We start from the raw sequence: 20,130 nt of genomic DNA on the forward strand, positions 1-20,130 counted from the left end.
CAGCGTCGCGCCCAAACAGCGTAGAGCCCAAAGAGCTGGAGATCGTGCCGGATCCGGTATCCGGCACGATGCTCCCAGACACGATGCTCCCAGGCACGATCCTCACAGCCACGATGCTCCCAGCCACGACGCTCCAAGAGACGACTAGAACAACATGCCAATGCACGAGACCCTTATCATGGTTGTCGGCCTAACTGCGGTGCTGACCACGGCAAGCCTGGTCGCCGGCTTCCTGTCGTGGCGCGCGCCGAAGCCGCTGTCCTCGACGCTGGTCAATCTCAACCAGCGCATCAACGCCTGGTGGGTGATGGTGGTGGCGATCACCGTTGCCTTCTTCTTTGGCCGCGCCGGCATGACCATCCTGTTCGCGCTGATCTCGTTTGCCGCGTTGCGCGAATTCGTGACGCTGACGCACAGCCGCCGCAGCGACCATTGGGTGCTGCTCGGCATGTTCGGCATCATCATCCCGTTCCAGTACTGGCTGGTGTGGACTGCCTGGTACGGGCTGTTCACCATCTTCATCCCGGTCTACTGTTTCCTGCTGATGCCGGCGATCACCGCGCTGCACGGTGACACCGAGCGCTTTCTCGAGCGCATCTCGGCGCAGCAATGGGCGGTCATGATCTCGGTCTACTGCGTCAGCCACGTGCCGGCGCTGCTGACGCTCGACGTGCCCGGCTTCGAAGGCCGCAACTTGTTGCTGGTCGCTTTCCTGATCATCACCGTGCAAGGCAGCGACGTGCTGCAATACATCTTCGGCAAGCTGTTCGGCAGGCACCTGATGTCGCCGAAGGTTTCGCCGTCGAAAACCTGGGAAGGGCTGGTCGGCGGGCTGGCGACGTCGAGCCTGCTTGGCGCGCTGCTGTCGTTTCTGACGCCGTTTTCGCCGCTCCAGGCGGCGGGTGTCGCCCTCATCGCCTGCCTGATGGGCTTCCTCGGCGGGCTGGTCGCCTCCGCCATCAAGCGCGACCAGGGGGTGAAGGACTGGGGCCATCTGATCGAGGGCCATGGCGGCATGATGGACCGCGCCGACAGCCTGGTCTTCGCCGCCCCGGTTTTCTTTCACACGGTGCGTTATTTCTGGACGTGAGAGCGAGCTACGACCTCAGAGGCTGTTTCGAAAGTCGCTCCGGCGAGTCATATGGTGGCGGTTTCGAGAACCGGAGCGCAGCGGACATTAGAGCGCCGCGCGTCCATTGGACGCGCAAAGGACGCTCTAGCACTTTGGTTGGCGCATGATCCTTTCCGGAAACCGCAGGTTTCCGGGGTCATGCGCTGGTCCGTGAGCACCGGAAGCGCAGAAAACGCCATCAGATGGCCGCCGGAGTAGAGTTTCCAAACAGTCTCTCACTTTGCAGCGGCAAGCGGCGCCTTCCTGGCCGGGCGCGGCCGGCGGCGCATGCGGCGCTTGGCAGCGACCTTCAGCGCAACCGGCGGATCGCTCGACAATGCGCCCAGAACGGCTTCGACCATGCCAAACCCCACAAAATCGGCGTTGATGTCGTTGGCCAATTCGACGGCTGCCTCCTTGTCGTCGCCGTCCTTCGACCAGAACACGATGCCTACCCGCAGCGCCGACCTGGCACGTTTCAGCCGACGAACAAGGAAACGGGCGTGCTTGACCGAGTCGCGGTTCAGGAATCCGACCACAACGGTGTCGACCGCGTCGAGCTCGAGCCGGCGAATGCCAGTCGGATCCATATCGGCAAAGCTCGCCTTCGAGACCGTTGCCCCCTGGACTTCGAGCACCTGCGCCAGCATCGCGGCGGCGGCATCGTCGAGTTCGCCGCGGCCGCCGGCACACAGCACCGACATGTCAGTGCCGTCCGGCAGCTCAGTGTCGTCCTCGCCCTCCGCTTGGGCCTGCTTGTCCCTGTCCTTATCCGCCGTGGCAGGCTCGAATGTGGCCGGATCATCGTCCTCCTCTGCTTCCTCCCGTGCGCTGTCGTCGAGGTTCGCCACCAGCATCTGCGCGCTGGCCGCCACCCGCCGTCTTTGCTCATCGCCCATGACGCCGCGCACGCGATCCTGCTCGCCGAGCAGCAGTGCGGGAATGGCGACCTTGTCATAGAATTCGAACAGATATTTTTCCTCCAGCATCTCCTCGGCGTGATCCGTGGCTTCCTCTGGATCGCCGGCCAGCAGCCGTTGGTAGAGCCGGGCGTGGGGTTCGAGCACCGGTTCGTTGCCGAACAGAACGTCGAGGAATTCGAACTGCGGCACGTGCCTGCCGAGCACGACGAGGCAGACCGTGAGCGGCGTCGACAGGACCAGGCCCAGCGGACCCCAGAGCCAGGTCCAGAATATAGCCGCAACGATGATGGCCAATGGCGAAAGCCCCGTTCGTGAACCGTAGAGCCACGGTTCGACGACGTTGCCGGTGATCATTTCCATGGCCACGAACAGTCCGGCGGTCCACAGCACGAGCGACCAGCCGGGCGCCACGGCAAGCGCCAGGAACAGCGGCAGCAGCGCACCAATGATCGGGCCTATATAGGGAACAAAGCGCAGCGCCAGCGCCAGCAAGCCCCACAGCAGCGCATTGGGTATCCCCAGAATCCAAAGCCCTGCTGTAACCGGTATGGCATAGACGATATTCACGACCAACTGCATGAGAAGATACCGGCCGACCCGCTTGCCGGCATCCTGGAGCGCCTCGGTGGTTCGATGAAGATCGCCGTAGCCGACGAGGCGTATGAAACGGTCGCGCAGGTCCTCGCGCTCGAGCAGCATGAATATGACGACGACGACGATCAGGCCTGCCGACGCCAGCGGGCTGATCAGCGGGCCGATCAGATTCTGCAGAACTTGCAGCGGCCTTTCGCGTGCGATGATCTCGACAGGCACCGGATCGCGCCGTGGCTGATCCGCAGCGGGCGGTGAGGTTTCCTGCCTGTCGAGTTCCTGGCCAACGCGTTCGATCGCCTCGCTCAGCCTGGCGATGACGCCGCCGCCGACGCCGGTCTCCTTCAGCGATCGGACTTTGGTCAGGATATTCGACTGGTAAAGCGGGATGTTCTGCGCCAGTTCGCTGACCTGCGTGGCGACAATGAAGGAGAACAGCGCAAGGACGGTGAATGCGCCCAGCACACTGGCGATGACCGCAGGAAGACGGGGAATGCCGACCCGTTTGAGTGCCGAAACCAAGGGTGCAAGCGCAAAGGTCAGCAGCAGAGCGATTGCGATCGGCAGGAAAACCTCGCGCCCGAAATACAGGGCCGCAACCGCCGCCACGACAGTCGCGACGGTGGGCAGCGACATCCGCGGCAGGACCATGGCAGCGGAAACAACGCCCACCAGCCCGGGCTCCGACGGATGCATGCCGTTTCGCCGATTGGCCGCCACTTGATGCCTCCACCCCGCCATCGCCATGATCGGGCATATTGAGCCGGCATGCAACGTCCCCACCTTCGTGGCGGCGAGCCCTGCGCGGGCGACAAGCGGTCTTCGTCTCTCCCTCAGCCCGGGGTCAGACGGCCCAGTGTCAGGCGGAATGGCTCAGCCAATGACGGTCGAACACGTCGACGATGGCGCGGAACTCTGCCGGCGGGATCTGGCTGGCGCCGCCGTCGCTGTCTCCGACGAGGAATTGCGCCAGCTGCCGGTCAACCGCTTCCGTCTGCTCGACGGACAGGCCAAGCGATGCCAGATCGGCGGCGATCGATCCGTCGGGCGGCAGATATCCGCCCCATGCCTGGGGCGCCGGATTGCGCAAGCGGACCATCAGGATCCGGGTCAGCGACGGCTGTGGCTCCGGGCCGATGATGGTGGTGCCGCACAAATAGCCGCCAAGCACGCTTCCCGGCCGCGAGTGCGGAAACAGGCACAAGAAGAATTGCGCTTCGCCGCTGGCTTCCCTCAGATGCGCATAAAGCCCGCGTTTTGCCGACGTCATCTGCCCACCGAGCAGCAGCTGCCCGGTCGGCAGGGCCTCGCGATAGGCGGCGGTCAGGCCGTTCGCCCCCGGCCCGACCTCAATCGACAGGCTGCCCCTGATCAGCTGGCCGCGATAGTAGGGCGACAAGGCGCTCGAATAACAGGCGTAGGTTCCGGCAAGGGCCAATCCAGGGCTCCGCTCTTCATGCCCGGCAGCGGTCTCGATATGCGCATTGGCGCGGCGCTCCAGTTCGGCCCTGTCGATGCCGTGGCGGGCACAGATTGCCGCGGTAAAACCTGGCAGGTCGCTCTCGGCGATCCAGGCGCCGGGCTGCTCCAGCTTGAGCAGCTTCGACCAGTCGTCGTAGACGCTGAGCTCGCGTGGCTGGGAGCGCCCCTGCAGCCATTTATCGGCGCGGCCGAGGTCGAACGCCGTCTTCGGGTTGACGCCCCGGAACGCCGCCGCAAGGTCCTTGCGGGTGACGGTCCCCAGCACGGCCGCGGTCAGCCGCAATTTCTGCGCGATATGCAGTGCCATCCTACCCGCCCCTTTACGCCGCCGCGAGGATAGCACGCGCCGGCTATACTTTTCCACAAGCTAATATTCCAGAAATTCCGGAGAATTCCACGCCCCTCCACGCGCCCGCGCTTTTCGCCCCGCCGGGCGGCGCTAAGGTCGCGCAGGGCAAGGGCAAATTATGAAACTCACGCTATTTAGGCCTGAATACCAACACCCTTCCTCAGTCATTTGAACGACGGCGAAGCCGAGCTCTTGGCACCGGCACAAACCGGCGTAGATGCCGCCTCAACAAGGAAGGAATAATTCGATGTCCTGGATTGCCTCCCCCAAAATCCCTTTCACCGCGGTTGCGGCTGGATCCGCTGCACTGATGCTGCTGACCTTCGGGCCGGATGGACCGTCGCGTGCCGCTGCCGGCTCGCGCGCGGCAGCGACATATGGCAAGGCGGCTCCTGCGGCGCCGGTCATCGATCCGACGCGCATCGAAGTCGACGGCGGCGCGCACGTGATACGCTTTTTCATCGACGGCAAGCAGGTCGCCCTGCTCGACTCGAACGGCTTCAGGGATTGATCTTAACACCAGCGTTGGCCGCGACATTGAGCGGCCAAGCGCAACTGGGTGTCTGGGTTCTGTCGCGGCCGCTCCAAGCTTCGGCCTGATGCGGCTGCAAGCCTACACGTGCCGGCAACTGCTCACATTGTACTTTTCCACAAGCTAATATTCCAGAAATTCCGGAGAATTCCACGTCCTTCCACACAGCGGCCGTGTTCGGGCCGGCGGCCGCGGTTAACGTAGCGTTAACCATGGAGGGACCTCGTCATGAAACTTGCCCTGTCTGCACTTCTCGCCGTGCTCGCGCTTTCGCAAGCCGTGGAGGCCAAGACGAAAGCCGTTGCCACCGATGCCAAAGCGTCCTCAGCCGAGAAAAACCGGCCGCCGCTCGACAACAAGTCCACCAGCGGGATTACCCCTTCGTCTGGTGCGACGGCAGCGCCAGCCGACAAGAATTCGTCCAGCCCGTATCCGCCGGCGATCTATTTCAATTTCTAGAGACCCTCCATCCGTTGTGGGGCTCAATCTTTAATCGGCCGTACGCGCGCTTGCGGTGTCCGTGATCGACGCGCCCGCATTTCGACAGGTCACCTGTTCGACAGGCTTAGCCGGCGGCGCGCCGGGCTGTGATCCTCCACGTTCCCGTGAAATCGGCTTCAACCACGAGGCATCGCCGACTTCGACGGGCGATGCGGCCACCTGACATGAGCAACGCGGGCCTGCCCGCTTCATGCGCCAGAGATGGCACAGTTTGCCACCACGCTTGACCTTGCCGCCATCCGCCGGATAGTCCGTTGTCCGGCTTCGATGAAAGACCCTGATATGACAGACGCGATCGTAAGAGACAGCAACGGCGCCCAGTTGAACGAGGGCGATTCCGTCACCCTGATCAAGGATTTGAAGGTCAAGGGCACGTCGGAGACGATCAAGCGCGGCACGCTGGTGAAGAACATCCGCCTCACCGGCAATCCCGCCGAGATCGAGTGCAGCACCAAGCAGGTCAAGGGCCTGGTGCTGAAGACCGAGTTCCTGAAAAAAGCGTGATCGCGCCCGGCGCTCAGGTGCGTAACCGGCCGCCCCCGGCGCCACTCCTTGAAAGCGCGCGAAACTGCGATATATCAATGACTAAGCGTGCGTTGCACGCGACGTAGTGCTTTGGTCAAGCTTCATCTGTGGAGGTTGTCATGGCAAACGATCTGATGGAAGGAAAGAAGCCTCAGGATTGGATCAACCTGATCCTAGCGGCATGCCTGTTCATCTCACCCTGGGTTGTCGGCTTCGCTGCTGAAACCACTGCTGCCTGGAACGCCTGGATTGCCGCGATCTTGCTCGGCGCCCTGGCTCTCGCGGCGCTTTCAGTATTCGCCGAATGGGAAGAGTGGGTGAACCTTGTCGTCGGGCTCTGGCTGATCGCCTCGCCCTGGCTGCTCGGCTTCGTGGCAAACGCCAACGCAATGGCGACCCACGTTGTCCTCGGCGTGCTGGTGGTTGCGGCATCGGCCTGGGCAGTCTGGGACTCCCGTCATCATCCGCCAGCGCATGCGTGATCGGTGACGACTGATGCATGTCGCCCAAAAGCATGCCCTCGGGCCTGACCGAGGGCGCGCAGCGGTTTTGGGGTAACGACAGGCACAGAAACAAAGACTTAAAGCGCGTCGATTTCCTTTCGAAGGCGAGGCGCTTTAAGGGGAGGAGCGCGGCGCGCGAGCGGCGGGCTCCTTCTAAAGCCTGAGATCGAGCCCGCTAGAGTATTTTTGCAGCCTGGTGGAATCATTTGGCGTTGCAGAAATGCGGCTAAAACGAACAGACAGAGCGGACGCCAGTCAAATTCGCACGCCTCCCGCCCGCCGTATCCCGGCCAAATTGTCTTTTTGTGCTCCAAAATCCCGCCGCCCAAAATCCGCCGCCGCGGATGCGGATGGCAGCGCTGGCGCGGCGTTCGCTGAGGACACGCCGACGAGCATGCCGCGCTGCACCCGGCAAACTTCCACTTATGTTGCACTGCGTTAGATTTGTTGCATTGCAATATCAATGCATTGCGTCGAGTCTTCGCACGGGTGGCTTTTCAACGACTTCGCGAGGTTTTGCCGTGTCAGCATCGTTTCGGCCTGATATCGAAGGGCTGCGTGCGTTGGCGGTGTCCGGCGTCGTCGCGTTCCATTTTGGTCTGTCGGACCTGCCTGGCGGCTTCACCGGCGTCGACATTTTCTTCGTCATCTCCGGCTACCTGATCACCGGTCAGCTGCTGCGGGAAATCGCCGAGGACGGCAGGCTGGACCTGTGGCGGTTCTATGCAAGGCGCGCCCGGCGCCTGCTGCCGGCCTCGCTGTTCGTCATCTTCGCCACGCTGGTCGCCGGCTACTTCATCCTGTCGCCGGACGAACAGTCGCTCTATTCGAAAGGCGCCATGTTCGCCTCGGCCTATGCGATCAATTTCTGGCTGATACGCTGGTCGTTCGACTATTTCGCCCCCGACGCGGCGAACAACCCCTTCATCCACTTCTGGTCGCTCTCGGTCGAGGAGCAGTTCTATTTCGTATGGCCGGGGCTGCTTCTGCTGGCGGCATGGCTGCGCCCGGGCAAGCGCACGGCGATCCTGGTGATCGGCCTCACCGGCGCGGTGTCGTTCGCCGTCTGCGCCTGGCTCACCACCGTGGCGCAGCCCTGGGCCTTCTATTTCTCGCCGCTCAGGGCCTGGGAGTTCGCCGCCGGCGGCCTGGCGACGATGGCGCCGGCAAAATTCTGGCGAGAGCGCCCGCAACTGGGCGCAGCACTGGCATGGCTTGGCCTGGCGCTGATCGCCGGTGCCTATCTGACCTTCAGCGAGCAGGACACCCCCTTCCCCGGCTTCGCGGCGGTGGTGCCGGTGGCCGGCACCGTGCTCCTTTTGCTCAGCGGCTCCGGCAATGTCCAAAGAGGGCCGAGCGCCATGCTGGCGCTGCCGCCTTTGCAATGGGTGGGGAAACTTTCCTACTCGCTCTATCTCTGGCACTGGCCGGTCATCGTCTATGCGACGATGATGGTGCCCGACCTGTCCTGGCCCGGGCGGCTTGCCTGCACGGCATTGACGCTGGCGCTGTCGCTCTTCACCTATAATTTCATCGAAAACCCGATCCGTCGCAATGGCTGGCTGATGGCGAACGCGGCGCGCGCACTAATCCCCGCCGCAATGCTGACCGGCGCCGGCGTCGTGGCGACTTACGCCAATGCGCGCCTTGCCGTGGACGGCCTCGACCCCTCGCAACGCATCATTGCCGAAACTGCCGCGCAGCCCTCCACCGCGCGCGCCAAGGTAGGCTGCGTTGTCGACTACGAGACCGTGACGCCGAAGGCCTGCGAGTTCGGCGCCAAGAATGCCGAGCGGTCGATCGCGCTGTTCGGCGATTCGCATGCCGATCACTGGTCGACGCCGCTGATCGAGGCGGCGAAGAGAAACGACTACAAGGTCGTCACCTGGCTCAAAGCCGCCTGCCGGGCGTCGCGGCTGACGGTCTGGAGCTCGAAGCTGAAGCGCGACTACACCGAGTGCGATCAATGGCGCGAGCAATCGATCAAGGAGATCATCGCCCTGCGCCCGAGCCTGGTGGTGATCTCGGAGATCTCGCTGACCAGTTCGCGCAAACTGTCGCCCGACGCCCGGCAATCCGAAAGCCTCGATCAGGACTGGCAGGGCGGCCTGCGCGCAACGCTGGAGGCGTTCAGCCAGGCCGGGCTGAAAGTCGCCTTCATCCGCGATGTGCCGTTCAACACCCTTTTTGTCGACACCTGCGTGGCCCGCGCGCTGTGGCGTGGACAGACGCCATCGGTATGTGACGCGCCGCGAACCGACGCCGCCAACGACGCCATGGCCGCGGTGGAGCGTGACATCGTGCGCGCCGTCCCCAACGCGACCTACATCGACATGACCGACCGGTTCTGCGACGCCAAGATCTGCCATGTCTTCATCGACGGCAAGCTGGCCTATCGCGACCGCCACCACATGGCGACGCCCTTTGCGCAAACGCTGGAGCCGACGGTCGAGCGCGCGCTGTTCTCGACCGGGGCGGCCGGGAAGTAAGGCGCGCAAGACGCGCCTTTCACCAGCGTCTCGGTGCCCCCAGTCTCAGTGCAAGCCAAACTCGCGCAGCAGTTCTTCGCGGTAGCGCACGAACCGGCTCTCGCTGCGATCGCGGGGGCGCGGCAGTTCAACCTCGACCAGCCGCGCTGTGCCGCCCTTCTCCTTGGGCAGGATCAGCACCCTGTCGGCGAGATAGATCGCTTCTTCCAGATCATGGGTAACCATGACCATGGTGACGTTCTCCTCGCTCCAGATGCGCGCCAGTTCCTCCTGCATGCCGATCTTGGTCATGGCGTCGAGCGCGCCTAGCGGCTCGTCGAGCAGCAGGATTTCAGGTTGCACGGTCAAGGCCCGGGCAATGCCGACGCGCTGTGCCATGCCGCCCGAAAGCTGCCTGGGATAGGCATCGCTGAATTCGGTCAGGCCAACGAGCGCGGTATAGAAGCGGGCCTTGTCCTCGGCCTCCGCCTTGGGCACGCCCCGCACTTCGAGGCCAAAGGCGACGTTGCCGAGCACCGTCAGCCAGGGCAGCAGGCGCGGTTCCTGGAAGATGACCGCGCGCTCGGCGCCGACGCCATGGACCGGCCTGCCGTCGATCGCGACACCGCCGCTATCGGCGGCCTCAAGACCGGCAAGGATGCGCAGCAGCGTGGTCTTGCCCGATCCGCTGGCGCCGACGATGACGAGACATTCGCCGGAGCGGATATCGAGGTTGAGCGCCCTCAGCACGGCAAGCGGGCGTCCGCCGAGGGTGAAGGATTTGCAGAGGTCGCGTATCGTGACCTCGCCGCCGCTTGTGCTGGCCATGGCCGTCTCCCGATCAATTGGTTTTCGTTTCGCCGCGCCCGTAAAGAATATCCGCGGCTTTCAGCCTGCCCTTGAGCAGCCGGCCGTCGCGCTCGAGCACGCCGACCCAGAAGTCTATGTCGCGGTCGTCGGCCTTCGCCCCTTCGCGCAGGCCGAAGCCGGTCCAGTAGCGCGCCAGCTCGCCATTTTCGCCGCGTTTATCGAGGATCTCCGCAAGCACCTTGCGCGCCTCGTTCGGGTTCTGGCGCGACCAGTCTGCGGCGCGGGCCGACTGTTCGACGAAATTGCGGGCGCCATCCGGATGCGCCGCGATGAAGTCGCGCCGCAGGACAATGAAGCCGCCGGCCAGTTCGCCCAGCACGTCGGTGTCGTTGAACACGCCGCGCACACCGCCCTTGTCTACCAGCGCGCCGGCAAACGTCGCCTGCCAGTAGCCCAGTGCCGCGATATCGACCTGGCGTGACCGCAAGGTCTGTTCAAGCTGCGGCCCGGGCACGACGACGAGGTTGGCGGCATCAGGCGGCAGGCCGACGCCGTGCAGCGCCTCGCGCACGGTGTAGTCGAGATGGGCGCCGAGCGTGTTGACCGCAATGGTCTTGCCGGCGATGTCGGCAATCGATTTGATCGGGCTGTCTTCCAGCACGTAGAAGACGCTGCGCACTTGGCCGTTGATGCCGTTGCTTGGATAGGCAGCGACGAAGTCGTTGCCGCCGGAGATCGAATTGATCACCGCAGCGGTTGCGGCCGAGCCGAGATCGACGCTGCCGGAGGCGAGCGCGAACAGCGATTCCGGGCCGCCGCTGGAGTAGCCGACATTCTCAAGCTTGACGCCGACGTCCTTGAAATAGCCGAGCGCGTCCGCCAGCTCATGCGGCGAGATGCTGCCGCGGCTGGCGAGGTAGCGCAACGTGACCGGCGCGGCTTGCGCAACGGCGAAGCGAGGCAGGCCGGTGGCGATGATGCCGGCGGCAAAGGGAGCGCCCGCAAGCAGGGAACGGCGAGTGATTGGCATGGTCCGGACTTTCGTGTTGGAGGATGGGGCCTGTTGGAGAGGATGGTTGAAAGCTGGTCAGTCGATGGGATTGCTCCAGCGGCAGAGCCGCCGCTGCAGGCCGACCAGCGCCTGGTTGGCGATCAGGCCGAGGCCGGCAAGGATGACGATCGCTGCAAACATCAGCGGGATCTGGAAGTTGTACTGCGCGTTCATCACCTGGAAGCCGATGCCCTTGTTGGCGCCGATCATTTCGGATGCGATCAGCAGCAAGAGCGCCGTGGTCGCACTCAGCCTCAAGCCGACGAAGATCGAAGGGACGGCCCCCGGAAGCACGACCCGGCGAAACGCGGTGAGCCGCGTGGCGCCGTAGACCCGGGCCATCGCGAGCAGTTTCGGATCGACTTGCTTGACGCCGCTGATGGTGTTGAGCAGCAGCGGAAACAGCGTCGCCCAGAAGATGACGAAGACCTTTGATGCCTCCCCCAGCCCGAGCAGCAGGATGAACACCGGGTAGAGCGCCAGCGCCGAGGTCTGTCGGAAAACCTGCAGGATCGGGTCAAGCGCGGTTTCGACGGCGCGCACCTGGCCCATGAACAGACCAAGCGGGATGGCAACCGCCACCGCCGCCGCGAAGGCGAGGCCGGCGCGCTGCAGGCTGATAGCGATATCGCCAAGCAAGGTGCCGCCGGCCAGACCATTCCACAGTGCGGAGACGATCGTGTCGACCGGCGGCAGCACCGCGGCGTTGACCCATCCCGCGCTGCTCGACACCTGCCAGATCGCGAGGAAGGCGATCAGGATGCCGTAGCGGGACAGGAAGCGGATGACAGTGCGGTTGGCCAGGCGCGGGAAATCGGTGCCAAGGCCGGTTCTGCCTTCACGTGCCCGGATCGTGACCGACTGCTCGATGTGTTGCAAACTCATCGTCTTGCCCTTTGCTTCAAGAGACTCTATTCGGCGGCCAGCACCTTGGAGCGGGCGGCGGTCCATGGGTTTTCCGGCCGCCTGAGGCCGAGATTCTCGCGCAGCGTCCTGCCTTCGTAGGCGGTGCGGAACAGGCCGCGACGCTGTAGTTCGGGGATCACCAGGTCGACGAAATCGTCGAGCGCGCCGGGCAGCCACGGCGGCAGGATGTTGAAGCCGTCGGCGGCGTCGTTGCCGAACCATTCCTCCAGCTGATCGGCAACCTGCGCCGCGCTGCCGATCACGGTGTAGTGGCCGCGGGCCGTCGCCACCCACTGGTAGAGCTGGCGGATGGTGAAGTTGTGCTCGTCGGCAATCTGGCGGATCAGCGCCTGGCGGCTCTTCATGCCTTCGGTTTCCCGGCTCGGCGGCAGCGGTCCGTCGAGCGGATAACCCCGGACGTCGAGCGTCTGGCCGGCTAGCCCATTGAGCAGGGCCACGCCATCCTCGGGCAGGATCAGCTCGTTCAGCTGCTGGTGCTTGGCGCGGGCTTCCTCTTCGGTGCGGCCGACGAAGGGGGCTACGCCCGGCATGATCAGCACCTGCCCGGGATCGCGGCCGACCGCCGCCACGCGCGCCTTGATGTCGCGGTAGAATTCTTGCGCCGAGGCCAGGTTCTGATGGGCGGTGAAGATGACCTCAGCCGACTGGGCGGCGAGCTTGCGTCCGTCCTCCGACTGCCCGGCCTGCACCACCACCGGATGGCCCTGCACCGGTCGCGGCACATTGAGCGGGCCTTTGACGCTGAAATGCCGGCCCTTGTGGTCGATGTCGTGAAGCTCGTCCTTGTCGTAGAAGCGCCCCGACTTCTTGTCGCGGATGAAGGCATCGTCTTCCCAGCTGTCCCACAGCGCCTTGACCGTCTCGACATGTTCATGCGCGCGGGCATAACGCTCGGCGTGGGCAGGCTGCGTCTCGCGATTGAAATTGCGCGCGGTCTCGTCACCCGCCGAGGTCACCACATTCCAGCCGGCGCGGCCGTTCGACAGCAGGTCGAGCGAGGCGAACTTGCGGGCGAGCGTATAGGGCTCCTCATAGGTGGTGGAGGCGGTGGCGATGAAGCCCAGATGCGTGGTGAGCGGCGCCAATGCGGCAAACAGCGTCACCGGCTCGAACCCGGCGATCTTGGCATTGCCGCCTTCGCGGGCGCCGAGGCCGACGGTCAGATTGTCGGCGAGGAAATAGGCGTCGAACAGGCCGCGCTCGGCGGTCAGCGCGAGCTGCCTGTGGAACTCGAAATTCGTCGCGCCGTCGGCCGGTGCGTCAGGATGGCGCCAGGCTGCGATATGCTGTCCGCCACCGGGCAGGAAAGCACCAAGCTTGATCTGCCTCGACTTGCTGGGTCTGGTCATTGCGGGCTCCTTCTGAGCTGTGCGGGAAGCGGATTGAGGACACTGGGGCCGGTGGCGTGTTCAGGCGGCAAGACCGACGCTGCGTGGCACCGCCCGGCGTGCTTCGGCGACCGCTTGCCTGGCGCGCGCATGGATGGCTTCGGACACCAGCGCGCCGTTGGCGAAGTCCTTGTCGGACGCGTAGATCGCGGTCGGCAGGGTCAAAGCCTCGAAGAAGCCGAACAGCGGCCGCAGCTGATGTTCGACCACCAGCGAATGACGATCGCCGCCGCCGGTTGCAGCAAGGATCACCGGCTTTCCCCGCAGGGATGACGGGTCGAGCAGGTCGAAGAAATGCTTGAAAAGCCCGGTGTAGCTGCCTTTGAAAGTCGGCGAGCCAACCACCAGGACGTCGGCGCCCAGCAATCGCTCGACGATGTTCCTGGCCGATGGATCCAGATCGCCAATGCGCCTTGCCAGCGGAAACGACCGACCGAGATCCTCGATGTCGAAAACGGTCGGGGCTGCACCGGTGCTGCTCGCCACCTCCGCAACGATGTGGCTGATGAACGCCTTGGTCTTCGACGGACGGGTCAGGTTGCCCGACAGCCCCACCACCAGATTTTTCGACATTTTGGCTCCTCGCAAAACGCTTGTGTGCGCTAACTCTACTAAGTTCATAGAGTTTAATGAGAAAGAAGATTTCAAAACGAACCCGCCAAGCGGATTGAGTTTGCGGCACATCGCCGTTGATTGGTTCTTTCGACGCGAAATGCGATAGGCGAGTTTGGCAAGGGCGCCTTGACCGCATTCCGGCCATGCGTTGATGATTTCACACCAAAGGCATCGCCCCGGAGGATTCGCATGAAAACAGCCGTTCTGAAGTATCTGCTCCTGGCCATTTTGCTGGCGTCGCCGGCGCAGGCGGGCTGGAAGCCGGTCGAGAAGGTTGAGACCTACGCCGTTTCAGGGCAGACCGGTCCCCAGCTCCATGCCTCGATGGGCGAACGCGGGCCGACGATCGGCAAAAGCAGGGTCCGCGCCATGGCCTATACCAATTTCAAGCTGACCTGGGTCAGGGACTACCAGCGGCAAGGCAATGCCTGCGTGCTGGTGTCGGCGCGCCCAAAACTCATCATAACCTATGCCTTGCCCAAAGCGTCCGGGCCAATTCCGGCCGCCGTGCAGAAGAGCTGGGACGTTTTTGCCGCTGGCCTTGCCGCCCACGAAAAGGTGCATGGCGACATCATCGTCGACATGGTCCGCAAGATCGAGACCGCGACCATCGGCCTGTCCGTCCCTGACGATCCCGACTGCAGCAAGATCAGGACCGAAATGACCAGGCGGCTTGCCGAACTCTCCCAGGCGCAGCGGCAGGCAAGCCGCGATTTCGACCGGGTAGAATTCGCCCCACGCGGCAATCTGCAGCGGCTGATCGTCGCTTTGCTGATGGGGCGGTAGGGGGATGGAAACCGCAGCAAGGCTGGCGAAGGCGTTGATGACGGCCAATCTCCCCCCTTGCGGGGGAGATGTCCGGCAGGACAGAGGGGGGTGGGAAGGATCGCCAGCTTTCAACGTAGCCCATTCGCAAGGCGGAACCTACCAGAGGGCGTGGCTGCGATCGATTGACAGGTTGGAGGGACAGCACCCCCCTCTGTCCTGCCGGACATCTCCCCTGCAAGGGGGGAGATCCGCCGTCATCCATGACGTCGCTAATCTCCAAAGCGAGAGTGTCTGATGGGTCACGATCTCGTTCCGCCGCATCAGCGCAAGAACGCAAAATCGATGCGTCGTGTGATGACCGACGCCTAGTTGAAACTATGGAACGAGCTTCGCGCCCATCGATTGATGGGGCTGAGCTTTCGCCGGCAAGTGCCAATCGGACCCTACATTGTTGACTTTGCCTGTCCGACACACCGCCTAGTCGTCGAGGTCGATGGCAACCAGCACGCGAACACTGAACACGCGCAGCGCGATGCAGCACGCAGCGCTTATTTGAAGAGCAGCGGCTGGACCATCCTGCGCTTCTGGAACGACGACGTCATTCGCGATATCGACAATGTCTGCCACCACATAATCATCGAGGCCGATGCGGACAGGCGCTGACTTTCACCCCGCCACCGGCGTCCACATCACATCCTCGACCCTGCCCGCCCCCGTCGCCAGCATCACCAGCCGGTCGAAGCCGAGCGCGGCGCCGCTCGCCGGCGGCATGATGGCCAGTGCGGCGAGGAAATCCTCGTCGATCGGATAGCGTTCGCCGTAGATGCGCTGCTTCTCGTCCATTTCGAGGATGAAGCGCCGGCGCTGCTCGTCGGCGTCGGTCAGCTCGCCGAACGCATTGGCCAGCTCGACGCCGCAGCAATAGAGCTCGAAGCGCTCGGCGGTCCTCGGGTCATCGGCGCTCGGCCGGGCAAGGGCGGCCTCCGAGATCGGATAGCCGTAAAGAATGGTGGCGCGCCCCTGCCCCAGCGCCGGCTCGATCTTTTCCACCATCACCCGACTGAACAGATCGGCCCAATTGTCGTCGGGCGCGGTGCGCAAGCCCGCCTGGACCAGAGCCGCATGCAGCGCCTCGCGATCGGTGCTGCCGTCGGCGGCGACCGTGACCAACAGATCGATACCGACATAGCGGATAAAAGCCTCGGCGACGCTCAACCGTTCCGGCTCGGCGAACGGATCGGCCTCGCGGCCGCGAAAGGCGAAGCGTTTCGTGCCGGCGCGCTCGGCGGCCAGCGCGACAAGCCCGGCGCAATCGCGCATCAGGCTCTCATAGGACTCATCAGCCCGGTACCATTCGAGCATGGTGAAGGACGGATGGTGCAATGGGCCGCGCTCGCGGTTGCGATAGACGGCACTCAGGCTGCAGATGCGCTTCTCGCCGGCGGCGAGCAGCTTCTTGCAGGCGAATTCCGGCGAGGTGTGCAAATAGAGCGGCAGGCGCTGCCCATCCGGGCCGATCGCCTCGGTGGCGAAGGCCGACAGATGCGCCTCGTTGCCGGGCGAGACCTGCAGTGCCGCCGTCTCGACTTCGACGAAGTCGCGGCGGGCAAACCAGTCGCGCACGGCCGCGGTGATGGCGTTGCGCAGGATCAACCGCGGCCGCCGGTCGGCGTGAACATCAGGCGTCCACCAGGGCGAGGCGGCCGTCATGGCGACAGGATTTGCATCGAGGACTGGCGATTGCCGCCAAGATGCGCTAGGCCGCACCGAACGGCTCCCGCAGCCGATTTGCGCCATTCGGCGCTCCCAGGCCAGTCAACGCTGTTAGGAATAAAGCCCGTGAAGGTCATCGCCAGTTCCCTACGCAAAGGCAATGTCGTCGAAAAGGACGGCAAGCTCTATGTGATCCTCTTTGCCGAAAACATCCATCCGGGCAAGGGCACGCCGGTGACCCAGCTCGATATGCGCCGCATCTCCGACGGGGTGAAAGTCTCGGAGCGCTACCGCACCACCGAGCAGGTCGAGCGCGCCTATGTCGAGGAGCGCGAGCATACCTTCCTCTACCACGACGCCGAAGGCTATCATTTCATGAATCCGGAAAGCTACGACCAGGTCGCGGTGCCGGAAAGCGTGGTCGGCGAGATGGCGCCCTATCTCAAGGAAGGCATGGCGGTGCAGATTTCGCAGTACAACGGCATCGCCATCTCGCTGGTGCTGCCGCAACGCGCCACCTTCGAGGTGGTCGACACCGAGCCGGTCACCAAGGGCCAGACGGCATCCTCGTCCTACAAGCCGGCGACGCTGTCCAACGGCGTGCGCACGCTGGTGCCGCCGCACATCACTGCAGGCACCCGCGTGGTGGTGATGACGGCCGATGGCGCCTATGTGGAACGCGCCAAGGACTGAGAGGCAGGATCGCTGAAGGTGTTGCGCCTCGATGAATGCCAGGGCGCAACTCGCGCCGGTGCCGCCATGCGTGCCGTCTCCTTCACTGAAACGGTGCAGATTCAGCCAAGGATGAAACCCGCCACCAGAACCGTAAGAATCATCGACAGCGGGACAGCAAGCAGGCAGCAGGCTTCCAACGTGTTGATTTGCCAAGAGTTCATCGGGCGCTTCCCAGTTGGTCTCCTGTCTAAACGGTCAGATTGGGATGGCAGTTCCACAAAAAATCTCCGGCGTCATTCCGTGCCACGATCATGCCGATCGACACGAACCCCGGTCATCCAGCGGGCACGCGCCAGATGCGTCGCCCAGGCGCGGAATGCCCGTTCCGGCTCCTGCTCCGGATCAATGTGCAGGACGCTGCGGGCGACCTCACGCCAATCGGCGCCGTCCGCCGAAGCATCGAGCAGCCGGATGTAAGTCAGTATGCAGTGCTCGTCATACGCGGTCAGCGCCGAAGACGTCGGCGCCGTATCTGCGAAATGAGCGTTTTGCGGCATCTTTGGCATTGTGATCTACCAGCAATGGCGCAGCGTAACAGGCCGTCGGGAAACCCGCGCCCTTCAATTGGAGGACGCTGGCCAAAACGCATTGCCAAACGCCCCGTTTGCCCCTTCACCGCGGCCGCCGCATCAGCATCATGCCGTAATGCACCGCCAGCAAGTCCAGCCCGATTTTGAGCAGTTTCGACAGCACATCCCGCGGCTCGCCGGTCTGTTCGGCGAGGCTCTTCACCGTTTCGCCGGCGCAGCAGACTTTTTGCACCACGACCGACACCTCCCAATGCGCAAGCGCCCTGGTGGCGTCGGCATAGGCGCGGCCGGCGGACAGGATGCGGTCGGCAACGCCGCCGCCGATGCGTCCGCCGTCGACGCGCTCGGTCAGCGCCATCGGCTTGACCCCGTCCTGTGCCGAGACGCGAAAATCCTCGCGGTAGCGCATGCCCGCCTCGCGCTGCTGGCGCGACAGCGAGGTGATGCCGGTCAGCGGGTCGACGTTGCGCACGCGCACAAAGCCGCCGGTCGCGGTGTGGCCGCTATTGGACACCTCATAGACGCGCCTCGCCTCCAGCGTGCCGGTCGCCAGCCGCTTGCGGCCGAAGGCATCTTCCTTCAGCGCGAAATCATGGCCGACCTGCTTGCGGATACGCACCTGCTCGGCCTCATCAGTGGGTAATTTGGGCGGCTTGGCCTTTTGGGCGGTCTTCTTGCTCATCTGTGGCTCCTCGTTTCATTGCTGCCTTCGCAGAACCTGGGCTCCTCCGCGCAGCGGGGGCGAGGAACCGGGCCGCCGTGCTTGGCGAGAAGACTCTCGACCGATGCCGCTCACGCTGCGTCCGCGAGAACCGTACGGCGATGGTCGCAGAACCGCGCCGCGTGATAGGCGCAGTAGCTTTTCAGCGGCCGCGTGCGCAGGCCGCAGCACAGCATCGCCAGTCCCGGCCGGCTGCCGGGCGCGTCGTTTTCGGGGTCTTGCTCCAGCGTCAGGTCGAGCGGTGCGCGGCAGCGGTTGAACAGGCAGTCGATGAAGCGCATGGCCGCGACATGCGGCTGGCGCCCGACGCCGGCAGCGGGGCGCGGCGCCGGCACCTTGAAGGCCTCGCCGTCGGGCCCTTGGATCTCGCGCACCAACGGGCGCTGCGGCAGCCAGACCGGCGGCGCCAGCCTGGCCGGCGTGCGGGCGATGCTTTGCAATTTTGTGTCGGTATAGGCGGGCATGATGTTCTTCCATCGAGATCAAAAGGGTTGCGTAGATGCCGAAGCTGCCCCCTCTCCCCGTTCACGGGGAGAGGGTGCCGGCAGGCAGGTGAGGGCCGGCGCGGCGTCGCCGATTACCTCTCCCAGGGGAAACCGCCCTGCCCGTGCGGCGGTCGAAGACGATGACCGTGCCGCCTCGGTGCGGATGCAGAAAGGTCCGCATTGCACGCGCCGAATTCGGGGCCGGAGCCGTGAGGGAACGGCTCCGGCCGTTCCGGTCGCCGCCGCTGACGGCAGGGCGACCGGATCCGAGGCGCGAGCCTCGGGCTTCATCCCGGCCGGGGAGGAGGACAGTCGGGACGGATGGGGAAGCGAGATGGAGTGTGGCTTGTGCATGGCTATATATAAGCATAACTCGAAAAATTATGCAAGCCATTCTTTCATGGACGAAACCGATTCTTATGTTTCAGATGGCGCCATGGCGAAAACCTCATTGTCGATCAAGGTCGGGGCGGCGATCCGCAAGGCGCGCAAGCAGCGCGGCCTGGTGATGCGCCATATTGCCGAGCATAACGACACCGACGTCGCCGCTGTCGGCAATTGGGAAACCGGCCGCAACCTGCCGAAAACAGAGAACCTTTTGAAGACCGCCGCCTTCCTGCGCGTCGACCCGGTGGCGCTCGGCAAGGGCGAGGTCGTCTTCCTTGACGACGCCGACAATGTCGCCGACGCCGAGATCGTCACCGACGCCGCCCCCCTGCCCGCCGGCCCGATGGACATCGAGCTTCTGGGTGCCGCGGTCGGCGGCGACGACGGTGACTTCACCTTCAACGGCGAGGTCGCCGGCTATGTCCAGCGCCCGCCCGGCATCGCCCATCTGCGCAAGGTGTTCGCGCTGCACGTGCTCTCCGACTCGATGGTGCCGCGCTACGAGCCCGGCGAGATGCTCTATTGCGGCGGCCGCGACGCTGTGCCCGGCGACCACGTGGTAATCGAGATGTTTCCCGAGGATAACGAGCGCAACGGCAAGGCCTTCATCAAAAAGCTGGTCAAGCGGACCGCCGCCGAGTTGGTCGTCGAGCAGTACAATCCGCCGAAGTCGCTGACCTTCAACCGCTACGCGATAAAACACGTCTGGCGCGTCATCCCGCTCAAGGAACTGCTGGGTTACTAGGGCGGCGGCGGCGGAGCGCTCATTCTCCCCGCAACGGCATCGCCGGCAGGGGCAATAGGGATTCTTGCGAAGAGGACCCCCACCCTAACCCTCCCCACAAGGGGGAGGGAATGCTGCCGCGCCTTTACTTCCCTTAGCGCCGAGTCAGGCAATCTGCCGAGGTCAGCGCCAACGGAGTCTCCCTCCCCCTTGTGGGTGTTTGGACCGGAGACATCGCGAACAGGTGTGCGAGGACATCGCGAACAGTTTTGCGCATTGTGCGCGAGGGGG

At 64.2% G+C, this 20,130-nt stretch carries 21 protein-coding genes; 10 read left to right on the forward strand and 11 right to left on the reverse strand.

The window, feature by feature from the left end; genetic code table 11:
- The first annotated feature begins 160 nt into the window (after positions 1-160).
- Complete coding sequence (locus AC0L2B_RS03600) at positions 161-1,090, forward strand: phosphatidate cytidylyltransferase (protein ID WP_473744213.1); 930 nt, start codon at positions 161-163, stop codon at positions 1,088-1,090.
- Between the two features lie 257 nt (positions 1,091-1,347).
- Here AC0L2B_RS03600 and AC0L2B_RS03605 read toward each other — a convergent pair whose 3' ends face one another.
- Both AC0L2B_RS03605 and AC0L2B_RS03610 read right to left on the reverse strand, forming a co-directional pair.
- Entirely contained in the window at positions 1,348-3,345 is a 1,998-nt protein-coding gene (locus AC0L2B_RS03605; protein WP_473744214.1) for an AI-2E family transporter, read from the reverse strand.
- Positions 3,346-3,484: 139 nt separating this feature from the next.
- Positions 3,485-4,414, reverse strand: coding sequence for a hypothetical protein (locus tag AC0L2B_RS03610; RefSeq protein WP_473744216.1), 930 nt, complete (start codon positions 4,412-4,414; stop codon positions 3,485-3,487).
- 289 nt (positions 4,415-4,703) lie between these two features.
- On the opposite strand from AC0L2B_RS03610, the gene AC0L2B_RS03615 reads away from it, so the two are divergent.
- The 5 genes from AC0L2B_RS03615 (at position 4,704) to AC0L2B_RS03635 (ending at position 9,006) form a co-directional block, all read left to right on the forward strand.
- Positions 4,704-4,967, forward strand: a complete 264-nt coding sequence (locus tag AC0L2B_RS03615) for a hypothetical protein (protein ID WP_473744217.1) — start codon at positions 4,704-4,706, stop codon at positions 4,965-4,967.
- Between the two features lie 249 nt (positions 4,968-5,216).
- Positions 5,217-5,447 carry a hypothetical protein gene (locus tag AC0L2B_RS03620; RefSeq protein ID WP_473744219.1) on the forward strand — a complete coding sequence of 77 codons (231 nt, stop codon included), beginning with the start codon at positions 5,217-5,219 and terminating at the stop codon, positions 5,445-5,447.
- Between the two features lie 324 nt (positions 5,448-5,771).
- Positions 5,772-5,993 carry an alkylphosphonate utilization protein gene (locus tag AC0L2B_RS03625; RefSeq protein ID WP_473744235.1) on the forward strand — a complete coding sequence of 74 codons (222 nt, stop codon included), beginning with the start codon at positions 5,772-5,774 and terminating at the stop codon, positions 5,991-5,993.
- 140 nt (positions 5,994-6,133) lie between these two features.
- Positions 6,134-6,496: an SPW repeat protein gene (locus AC0L2B_RS03630; protein ID WP_027154285.1), complete on the forward strand. Its 363-nt coding sequence runs from the start codon at positions 6,134-6,136 to the stop codon at positions 6,494-6,496.
- A 542-nt stretch (positions 6,497-7,038) separates the two neighbouring features.
- Positions 7,039-9,006 carry an acyltransferase family protein gene (locus tag AC0L2B_RS03635; protein ID WP_473744220.1) on the forward strand — a complete coding sequence of 656 codons (1,968 nt, stop codon included), beginning with the start codon at positions 7,039-7,041 and terminating at the stop codon, positions 9,004-9,006.
- A 45-nt stretch (positions 9,007-9,051) separates the two neighbouring features.
- Here AC0L2B_RS03635 and AC0L2B_RS03640 read toward each other — a convergent pair whose 3' ends face one another.
- From AC0L2B_RS03640 to msuE, 5 genes are read right to left on the reverse strand one after another with little or no spacing between them, the layout of a single operon-like run.
- Positions 9,052-9,813: an ABC transporter ATP-binding protein gene (locus tag AC0L2B_RS03640; RefSeq protein WP_473744221.1), complete on the reverse strand. Its 762-nt coding sequence runs from the start codon at positions 9,811-9,813 to the stop codon at positions 9,052-9,054.
- A gap of 13 nt (positions 9,814-9,826) precedes the next feature.
- Positions 9,827-10,825 (reverse strand): ABC transporter substrate-binding protein, encoded by a 999-nt coding sequence (locus AC0L2B_RS03645; protein WP_473744222.1) that lies wholly within the window; start codon positions 10,823-10,825, stop codon positions 9,827-9,829.
- 57 nt (positions 10,826-10,882) lie between these two features.
- Positions 10,883-11,731, reverse strand: coding sequence for an ABC transporter permease (locus AC0L2B_RS03650; protein WP_473744223.1), 849 nt, complete (start codon positions 11,729-11,731; stop codon positions 10,883-10,885).
- A gap of 26 nt (positions 11,732-11,757) precedes the next feature.
- Entirely contained in the window at positions 11,758-13,122 is a 1,365-nt protein-coding gene (locus AC0L2B_RS03655; RefSeq protein WP_473744224.1) for an LLM class flavin-dependent oxidoreductase, read from the reverse strand.
- A 60-nt stretch (positions 13,123-13,182) separates the two neighbouring features.
- Positions 13,183-13,734, reverse strand: a complete 552-nt coding sequence (msuE, locus tag AC0L2B_RS03660; protein WP_473744225.1) for an FMN reductase — start codon at positions 13,732-13,734, stop codon at positions 13,183-13,185.
- Positions 13,735-13,965: 231 nt separating this feature from the next.
- Here msuE and AC0L2B_RS03665 point away from each other — a divergent pair, with 231 nt between their 5' ends.
- Complete coding sequence (locus AC0L2B_RS03665; RefSeq protein WP_473744227.1) at positions 13,966-14,562, forward strand: DUF922 domain-containing Zn-dependent protease; 597 nt, start codon at positions 13,966-13,968, stop codon at positions 14,560-14,562.
- Between the two features lie 351 nt (positions 14,563-14,913).
- The gene (locus AC0L2B_RS03670) at positions 14,914-15,207 is read left to right on the forward strand and encodes an endonuclease domain-containing protein (RefSeq protein ID WP_473744228.1); all 294 of its coding nucleotides are present in this window, start codon (positions 14,914-14,916) and stop codon (positions 15,205-15,207) included.
- A 3-nt stretch (positions 15,208-15,210) separates the two neighbouring features.
- Here the strand turns inward: AC0L2B_RS03670 and epmA are convergent, their stop codons facing one another.
- Positions 15,211-16,254, reverse strand: coding sequence for an EF-P lysine aminoacylase EpmA (gene epmA / locus AC0L2B_RS03675; protein WP_473744229.1), 1,044 nt, complete (start codon positions 16,252-16,254; stop codon positions 15,211-15,213).
- Positions 16,255-16,383: 129 nt separating this feature from the next.
- Here epmA and efp point away from each other — a divergent pair, with 129 nt between their 5' ends.
- Positions 16,384-16,950: an elongation factor P gene (gene efp, locus AC0L2B_RS03680; protein WP_091598816.1), complete on the forward strand. Its 567-nt coding sequence runs from the start codon at positions 16,384-16,386 to the stop codon at positions 16,948-16,950.
- A 275-nt stretch (positions 16,951-17,225) separates the two neighbouring features.
- Here efp and AC0L2B_RS03685 read toward each other — a convergent pair whose 3' ends face one another.
- The 3 genes from AC0L2B_RS03685 to AC0L2B_RS03695 form a co-directional block, all read right to left on the reverse strand.
- Positions 17,226-17,498, reverse strand: coding sequence for a hypothetical protein (locus AC0L2B_RS03685; RefSeq protein ID WP_473744230.1), 273 nt, complete (start codon positions 17,496-17,498; stop codon positions 17,226-17,228).
- Positions 17,499-17,604: 106 nt separating this feature from the next.
- Positions 17,605-18,204, reverse strand: coding sequence for a DUF6456 domain-containing protein (locus AC0L2B_RS03690; RefSeq protein WP_473744231.1), 600 nt, complete (start codon positions 18,202-18,204; stop codon positions 17,605-17,607).
- 110 nt (positions 18,205-18,314) lie between these two features.
- Positions 18,315-18,707 carry a hypothetical protein gene (locus AC0L2B_RS03695; RefSeq protein WP_473744232.1) on the reverse strand — a complete coding sequence of 131 codons (393 nt, stop codon included), beginning with the start codon at positions 18,705-18,707 and terminating at the stop codon, positions 18,315-18,317.
- Between the two features lie 457 nt (positions 18,708-19,164).
- Here AC0L2B_RS03695 and AC0L2B_RS03700 point away from each other — a divergent pair, with 457 nt between their 5' ends.
- Positions 19,165-19,860 carry an XRE family transcriptional regulator gene (locus tag AC0L2B_RS03700; RefSeq protein WP_473744234.1) on the forward strand — a complete coding sequence of 232 codons (696 nt, stop codon included), beginning with the start codon at positions 19,165-19,167 and terminating at the stop codon, positions 19,858-19,860.
- The last annotated feature ends 270 nt before the right edge of the window (positions 19,861-20,130 follow it).

The sequence above is a fragment of the Mesorhizobium sp. WSM4815 genome, assembly GCF_055811575.1.

Coding starts and splice junctions, on each gene's coding strand:
- AC0L2B_RS03610 (WP_473744216.1), bottom strand. CDS start 4,414: ATGGCACTGCATATCGCGCAGAAATTGCGGCTGACCGCGGCCGTGCTG.
- AC0L2B_RS03630 (WP_027154285.1), top strand. CDS start 6,134: ATGGCAAACGATCTGATGGAAGGAAAGAAGCCTCAGGATTGGATCAAC.
- AC0L2B_RS03690 (WP_473744231.1), bottom strand. CDS start 18,204: ATGAGCAAGAAGACCGCCCAAAAGGCCAAGCCGCCCAAATTACCCACT.
- msuE (WP_473744225.1), bottom strand. CDS start 13,734: ATGTCGAAAAATCTGGTGGTGGGGCTGTCGGGCAACCTGACCCGTCCG.
- AC0L2B_RS03625 (WP_473744235.1), top strand. CDS start 5,772: ATGACAGACGCGATCGTAAGAGACAGCAACGGCGCCCAGTTGAACGAG.
- AC0L2B_RS03615 (WP_473744217.1), top strand. CDS start 4,704: ATGTCCTGGATTGCCTCCCCCAAAATCCCTTTCACCGCGGTTGCGGCT.
- AC0L2B_RS03695 (WP_473744232.1), bottom strand. CDS start 18,707: ATGCCCGCCTATACCGACACAAAATTGCAAAGCATCGCCCGCACGCCG.
- AC0L2B_RS03700 (WP_473744234.1), top strand. CDS start 19,165: ATGGCGAAAACCTCATTGTCGATCAAGGTCGGGGCGGCGATCCGCAAG.
- AC0L2B_RS03600 (WP_473744213.1), top strand. CDS start 161: ATGCACGAGACCCTTATCATGGTTGTCGGCCTAACTGCGGTGCTGACC.
- AC0L2B_RS03665 (WP_473744227.1), top strand. CDS start 13,966: ATGAAAACAGCCGTTCTGAAGTATCTGCTCCTGGCCATTTTGCTGGCG.
- AC0L2B_RS03685 (WP_473744230.1), bottom strand. CDS start 17,498: ATGCCAAAGATGCCGCAAAACGCTCATTTCGCAGATACGGCGCCGACG.
- epmA (WP_473744229.1), bottom strand. CDS start 16,254: ATGACGGCCGCCTCGCCCTGGTGGACGCCTGATGTTCACGCCGACCGG.
- AC0L2B_RS03620 (WP_473744219.1), top strand. CDS start 5,217: ATGAAACTTGCCCTGTCTGCACTTCTCGCCGTGCTCGCGCTTTCGCAA.
- AC0L2B_RS03640 (WP_473744221.1), bottom strand. CDS start 9,813: ATGGCCAGCACAAGCGGCGGCGAGGTCACGATACGCGACCTCTGCAAA.
- AC0L2B_RS03650 (WP_473744223.1), bottom strand. CDS start 11,731: ATGAGTTTGCAACACATCGAGCAGTCGGTCACGATCCGGGCACGTGAA.
- AC0L2B_RS03655 (WP_473744224.1), bottom strand. CDS start 13,122: ATGACCAGACCCAGCAAGTCGAGGCAGATCAAGCTTGGTGCTTTCCTG.
- AC0L2B_RS03645 (WP_473744222.1), bottom strand. CDS start 10,825: ATGCCAATCACTCGCCGTTCCCTGCTTGCGGGCGCTCCCTTTGCCGCC.